Raw genomic sequence first — 6,407 nt, 5'->3', positions numbered from 1 at the left:
CGAGGGCCAAGCCTCAAGGCCACCATCGCCATCAACGTCTTCACCGACATCGACCCTTGACAACACAACCCACGCCTTAACTACACGGCTTTGGGACTAGGCCGGCAGGATCGGCCCCCGATCAGCTCGCGTCGAACTTCCGGGCCGCGAGCGAACGGACGATTCCGGCGCGGCCCTCGACCACCAGGCGGCGCAACGCCGGCGGACGGTCGCCGGCCAGGAACTCGTCGGCTGCCGCCACGGACGCCTCGCTGATCGACCACGACGGGTACAGCCCCACCACGACGGTCTGTGCGACTTCGCTCGAACGCCGCTCCCACACCGCGGGAATGTCCGCGAAGTAGCGGGCGACGTACGGCTCGAGGATGTCGGACTGGCCGTGACCGGCGAACGCGCCGATGATCGAGCGGGCGGTGATGTTCGGCACCGAGTCGTCGCCGACCACCCGGTTCCAGGCCTGTTCCTTCACCGCGGCCTGCGGGCGGACGGTGGCCGCCGCGGCGGCGTTGCGGGCGCCTGCCGCGGTCGGGTCGCGTTCGGCTTCGGCGTCGATGAACGGCGTCTCGATGCCGTCGGCGTCGATCTCGCCGGCCCCCGCGAGGGCGGTGACGAGACGCCAGCGCAGATCCGTGTCGACGACGAGCCCCGGCAGCCCGACCGTGTCCGGTGCGGCGTCCAGCAATTCCTGCAGGACCTCGGTGTGCCACGGCGACAGCTGCGCGCCCGCCAGCGCGTTGACGAACGCCAGCTGGTGATCCGAACCGGCCTCGGCTTCCCGCGCCAGTTCGAGCAAGCGGTTCGCGAAGTCGGGCCAGCCGTGTTCCCTGGACCACCCGGGTTCGGCGTAGCTGTGCAGCGCGGTCTGGGCCTGCATCAGCAGTCGCTGGACCACGCCGACCTCGGTTTCGGCGCCGATGCCGCGCTGCACGAGGGCGACGAAGTCCCGCGCCTTGAGTTCGGCCTGCCGCGTCATCTCCCACGCCGCCGACCACACCAGGGTGCGGGGGAGCGGCTCCTCGATGTCGCCGATCCGCTCGATGGCGGTGGCCAGCGAGTCGGGGTCGAGCCGCAGCGAGCAGTACGTGAGGTCGTCGTCGTTGACGAGGATCAGCTGACCGCGTTCGACTCCGACGAGTTCGGTGACGTCGGTGCGTTCGGTGGCGTCGACGTCGAGTTCCACCCGCTTCGTGCGGACGAGCTTGCCGTCCCGGTCGTCGTACACGCCGACCGCGATGCGATGCACCCGGTGCTCACCGGCACCCGGTGCGGCGCCGGACTGCAGAACGGCGAACCGGGTGAACGTGCCGTCCGCGTCGACGTCGAACTCGGGACGCAGGATGTTGAGCCCGGTCGTCTTGAGCCACTGGGTGCCCCAGTCGGACAGATCGCGGCCCGAGGACTTCTCGAGCGCGCCGAGGAGGTCGTCGAACGTGGCGTTGTCGAAAGCGTGATCGCGGAAGTAGTCCCGCAGACCGGACAGGAAGGGGTCGAGCCCGACGTACGCGACGAGTTGCTTGAGGACGGACGCGCCCTTCGCGTACGTGATGCCGTCGAAGTTCACCTCGACGGCGGCGAGGTCCGGGATGTCGGCGGCGATGGGGTGGGTGGACGGCAGCTGATCCTGCCGGTAGGCCCAGGACTTCTCGACGTTGGCGAACGTGGTCCAGGCGTTGGTGTATTCGGTGGCCTCGCTCTGGCACAGCACGGAGGCGAATGTCGCGAAGGACTCGTTGAGCCACAGGTCGTCCCACCAGCGCATGGTGACGAGGTCGCCGAACCACATGTGCGCCATCTCGTGCAGCACGGTCTCGGCGCGCCGCTCGTACGACGCCCGCGTCACCTTGGACCGGAACACGTAGTCCTCGAGGAACGTCACGGCGCCCGCGTTCTCCATTGCGCCCGCGTTGAATTCGGGGACGAACAGCTGGTCGTACTTCCCGAACGCGTAGGGGGTGCCGAAGTTGCGGTGGTAGAAGTCGAAGCCCTGCTTGGTTTCCGTGAACAGGCGCTCGGCGTCCATGTGCTGCCCGAGGGAGGCGCGGCAGTAGATCGCGAGGGGGATGTCGCCGTGCTCGTCGGAGTAGTTGTCGGTCCACTCCGCGTACGGCCCCGCGATCAGTGCGACGAGGTAGGTGCTCATCTTCGGCGTGGTGCGGAAGATGTGCCTGCCTGGTTCGGCCGCCACCGTCTCGACGGTCGCGGAGTTGGAGATCACCTTCCAATCGGCGGGGGACGTGACGTGCACGTCGAATGTCGCCTTCAGATCGGGCTGGTCGAAGCAGGCGAACATGCGCTTGGCGTCGGCCGTCTCGAACTGTGAGTACAGGTAGACGGCGTCGTCGGTCGGGTCCACGAAGCGGTGCAGACCTTCACCGGTGTGCGAGTACGCGCAGTCCGCCTCGACCACCAGTTCGTTGCGTTCGGCGAGACCGGTGAGCGTGATGCCGGTGGACTCGTCGTAATCCGACACGTCGACGGGGGAGCCGTTCAGCGTGGCCGAATGCACACGCGCAGCGACGATGTCGACGAACGTGGACGCGCCGGGGGTGGCCCCGAACGTGACGGTGGTCCGCGAGGAGAACGTCTCGACTCCGGGCTGACCTGTCCCGTCGGTGAGGTCGAGTTCGATCAGGTAGTTGTCGACGGTCAGCAGCCCGGCTCGTTCGGCTGCCTGTTCGCGGGTCAGGTTCGGTGGGGCCACAGAGGTCTCCTCGTGATCGGCGGCGGTGCTCGTACTCGATGCTGCCATCCCATCACGAGTGGGCCCGGGGCGTTAACCGGACAGGTCGGTCAACGGCACCGCGGGGTCGGCCAGCCGGTCGGGATCGACCGGGGCGGACGAGGACACCAGTTGCTTGATCTGATCGGTGGCGTCCCAGATGTTGACGTTCATGCCGGCGAGGACGTGGTTGTCCGCGTCGAGCCAGAACGCGAGGAACTCGCGTCCGGGAAGGTTGCCGCGCACCACGACCCGCTCGTACCCGTCGGACGGCGCGTACCCGGTGTACTCCATGCCCAGGTCGAACTGGTCGGTGAAGAAGTACGGCAGCCGCGTGTATTCGGCCTTCTGTCCGAGCATGGTCGCGGCGGCGACTGCCGGCTGGTTGAGGGCGTTCGCCCAGTGCTCGACCCGGATCCGGGTGCCGAGTTGCGGATGCAGTTGCGCCGCGATGTCGCCGACCGCGACGACGTCGGGGTCGCTGGTCTGCAATCCGGCATCGACGAGAACTCCGCCGTCGACGTCGAGTCCGGCCCGTTCCGCGATCTCGACGTTGGGGGCGGCGCCGACGGCGACGAGGACGGCGTCGGCGGGCAGGACCGTCCCGTCGCCGAGCCGCACACCGGTGGCCTTGCCGTCCTCGACGACGATCTGCTCGACCGTGGCACCGAGGTGCAGCTGAACACCGTGCTCGCGGTGCAGTTCCGCGAACACCGTGCCCATCTCGGGGCCGAGCGAGCCGAGGAGCGGAAGTTCGGCGGCTTCCACCACCGTCACGTCGGCGCCCTTCTCCCGCGCGGACGCTCCCACTTCGAGACCGATCCAGCCGGCGCCGATCACCACGAGCCGCCCGCCGCCGTCGACCGCGGCGATCAACCGGTCGGATTCGTCGACGGTGCGCAGGTAGTGGACGCCCTCGGCGTCGGAACCGGGTATCGGTGGGCGGCGTGAGCGCGAACCCGTCGCCAGCGCGAGCTTGTCGTATCCGAGCGTGGACCCGTCCGGCAGCGTCACCGTGTGGGCGGCGAGGTCGAGGGCGGTGGCGGTGGTGCCGTACCGCAGGTCCACGTGATGGTCGCGGTACCAGTCGCCGTGGTGGACGGTGAAGTCGCCGAGAGCCTTCTTTCCGGCGAAATGTTCCTTCGAGAGCGGAGGGCGCTCGTAGGGAAGGTGTTCCTCCTCCGAGAGGAGAATGATCGCTCCGTCGAAATCCTTGTCACGCAATGCTTCTGCCGTTTTCGCTCCGGCGAGGCCGCCGCCGACGACGACGAACGTGCGGGTGGAGGACATGTGAGGATGCTCCCTTCCGGTCGACCACTGTCGACCCTACTGCCGTCGGCGGGGTCTCCGGGAAGGATTCCCGGCAGCGAGGTGTTGACTGGACGGGAATGTGTACATCACCGAGAAGGAGCATCACGTGAGTGCTGGGACGAACGCCGGGACCACCAAGGACGTCGCTGATTTCTGGTTCGACCCCCTCTGCCCGTGGTGCTGGATCACGTCGCGATGGATCCTCGAGGCCACACAGGTGCGGGACCTGGAGGCGAACTTCCACGTGATGAGCCTGGCCGTGCTCAACGAGGGCCGGGATCTGCCGGACGAGTACCGTGAGTTGATGACCAAGGCCTGGGGGCCGGTGCGGGTGCTGATCGCGGCCGCGCAGAAGCACGGCGACGAGATCCTGCTGCCCCTGTACACCGCGATGGGCACCCTCATCCACAACGAGGGCAACAAGGACCTGGGCGACGTGATCGTCAAGTCGCTCGCCGACGTGGGGCTGCCTGCCGAACTGGCCGAGGCCGCCGAATCCGACGAGTACGACGCCGCGCTGCGGGAGAGCCACGCCGCGGGCATGGACGCCGTCGGACCGGACGTCGGAACCCCGACCATCCACGTCAACGGTGTCGCCTTCTTCGGCCCGGTGCTGTCGCGGATTCCGCGCGGGGAGGACGCGGGCAAGGTGTGGGACGGCGCGGTCGCGCTCGCCGGCTACCCGCACTTCTTCGAGCTCAAGCGCACCCGCACCGAGGACCCCCAGTTCGACTGAGTCGCGTCCCGGTCACCGAGTGACGGGCCCGGCCGGATCGCCCGCGTATTGCAGTTGCAGCGGATCGCGGTAGATCTGGCCGGGTTTGACGAACAGGTGGCCGTGCCGGGTCCGGTTCCGCAGGGCGGCGGCGCGCCAGGTCAGTACCGGATGTCCCGACAACAGATTCACGAACCACGGGAAGAACCCGCGTTCGGTGGTGGCCCGGTCGGCGAGTTCGTCGAATCCGACGACGCTCACCAGATACTTGCCCGCGCCGAGCACACCCATCGCGCCGCGGGCGCCCTGCGGCCGGACGCAGAAGCCGTGATTGTCGGCGGTGTATTCCATGGATCGGAACAGGGCGGACCCGACGACGGGAATGTAGTTGGCGGCGAACTGGCCCAGTTGCCGCCAGTACGACGCGTGACCGGCGGCGATGTGGCCGACCTCGTGGCCGATGATGAACGCGAGGGCGTCGGGCTCGCGGGCCTGGCCGCCGATCTCGAACAGATCGCTGTACACGACCACGAAGCGGCGGAAGCCGTGCCCGGACGCGAACGCGTTGATCCGGCCGTTCCCGAGAACGACGTACGCGTCGGGCGGCTCGGCCATCCCGAACCGTGCGGCCGCTTCCGCCACCATCCGGTGGCCGTCGGGGAACTGGGTGGGCGTCATCTTGATCCCGTTCACCTGCTGCGAGCCGTACAACTGGCCGCGGCCGACGGCGATGAGGATCGGCGCGACAAGCACGATGAGCACCCAGGTGGACACCACTCCGAGGAACAGCGCCGCGATCGCCGCGACGTAGGCGACGACGGTGAGCACGACTGCGGCCACGAGCAGCGGGATCTCCCACGAGTGCCGGGCGGGCCTGTCGTTCGGCATGAGACCCGGCAGCGGGACCGGGGGATTCCATCCCGTCCCGCCGCCCCACTGCTGCTGCACGGGGGCCTGCCGAGGCCCCGGGTACGCCTGTCCCCAGTTCTGTCCGTTGTCGGGATACATGCTGATCACGATAAGCGGCCCGGGGCCCCGGCACGATTCGCGAGGACGCCTGACAGAATCACCAGTCATGCGCGTATACCTGGGTGCCGACCATGCCGGATTCGAACGTAAGAACGAGATCATCGAACATCTGAAGGCCGCGGGCCACGAGACCGTCGACTGCGGCGCTCACGTCTACGACGCCCTCGACGACTACCCCGCCTTCTGCATCGAGACGGCCCGTCGTGTCGTCGCCGACGAGGGCAGTCTCGGCATCGTGCTGGGCGGCAGCGGCAACGGCGAGCAGATCGCGGCGAACAAGGTGAAGGGTGCGCGTTGCGCCCTCGCGTGGAGCGTCGAGACCGCGCAGCTGGCCCGCCAGCACAACAACGCCCAGCTGATCGGGCTCGGCGGGCGCATGCACTCCCTCGAGGAGTCCCTCGCGATCGTGGACGCGTTCCTCGCCGCCGAGTGGTCGAACGAGGAACGTCACCAGCGCCGTATCGACATCCTGTCCGAGTTCGAGAAGACCGGCGTCGCTCCGGCCCTGCCCGAGGCCTGATCGTCCTTGCCCGAAGGTCACACCCTGCACCGGCTGGCGCGGCTACATCAGCGCCGATTCGCCGGTGCGCCGGTGCGGGTGCTGAGCCCGCAGGGCAGATTTTCCGAGGACGC

Annotated in this window: 5 protein-coding genes and 1 pseudogene; 3 read left to right on the top strand and 3 right to left on the bottom strand. The window is 68.3% G+C overall.

Features of this window, described 5'->3' with window-relative positions:
* Positions 1 to 121: 121 nt before the first annotated feature.
* Entirely contained in the window at positions 122 to 2,701 is a 2,580-nt protein-coding gene (pepN, locus tag ACFTZB_RS41440) for an aminopeptidase N (protein WP_378441126.1), read from the bottom strand.
* A 72-nt stretch (positions 2,702 to 2,773) separates the two neighbouring features.
* The gene (locus ACFTZB_RS41435) at positions 2,774 to 4,009 is read right to left on the bottom strand and encodes an NAD(P)/FAD-dependent oxidoreductase (protein WP_378441124.1); all 1,236 of its coding nucleotides are present in this window, start codon (positions 4,007 to 4,009) and stop codon (positions 2,774 to 2,776) included.
* A 100-nt stretch (positions 4,010 to 4,109) separates the two neighbouring features.
* Here ACFTZB_RS41435 and ACFTZB_RS41430 point away from each other — a divergent pair, with 100 nt between their 5' ends.
* The gene (locus tag ACFTZB_RS41430; RefSeq protein ID WP_378441122.1) at positions 4,110 to 4,766 is read left to right on the top strand and encodes a DsbA family protein; all 657 of its coding nucleotides are present in this window, start codon (positions 4,110 to 4,112) and stop codon (positions 4,764 to 4,766) included.
* A gap of 12 nt (positions 4,767 to 4,778) precedes the next feature.
* On the opposite strand, the gene ACFTZB_RS41425 is transcribed toward ACFTZB_RS41430, so the two are convergent.
* The gene (locus ACFTZB_RS41425) at positions 4,779 to 5,753 is read right to left on the bottom strand and encodes a M48 family metallopeptidase (protein ID WP_378441120.1); all 975 of its coding nucleotides are present in this window, start codon (positions 5,751 to 5,753) and stop codon (positions 4,779 to 4,781) included.
* 67 nt (positions 5,754 to 5,820) lie between these two features.
* On the opposite strand from ACFTZB_RS41425, the gene ACFTZB_RS41420 reads away from it, so the two are divergent.
* Together ACFTZB_RS41420 and ACFTZB_RS41415 are read left to right on the top strand one after the other, a co-directional pair.
* Positions 5,821 to 6,294 (top strand): ribose-5-phosphate isomerase, encoded by a 474-nt coding sequence (locus ACFTZB_RS41420; protein ID WP_005248193.1) that lies wholly within the window; start codon positions 5,821 to 5,823, stop codon positions 6,292 to 6,294.
* A 6-nt stretch (positions 6,295 to 6,300) separates the two neighbouring features.
* Positions 6,301 to 6,407: pseudogene (locus ACFTZB_RS41415) on the top strand (Fpg/Nei family DNA glycosylase); the annotation flags it as partial.

Source organism: Rhodococcus sp. NPDC057014 (assembly GCF_042673295.1).
Lineage (GTDB): Bacteria > Actinomycetota > Actinomycetes > Mycobacteriales > Mycobacteriaceae > Rhodococcus_F.
Note: the sequence above shows the minus strand (reverse complement) of the source record. Positions and strands in the feature narration are given on the sequence as shown.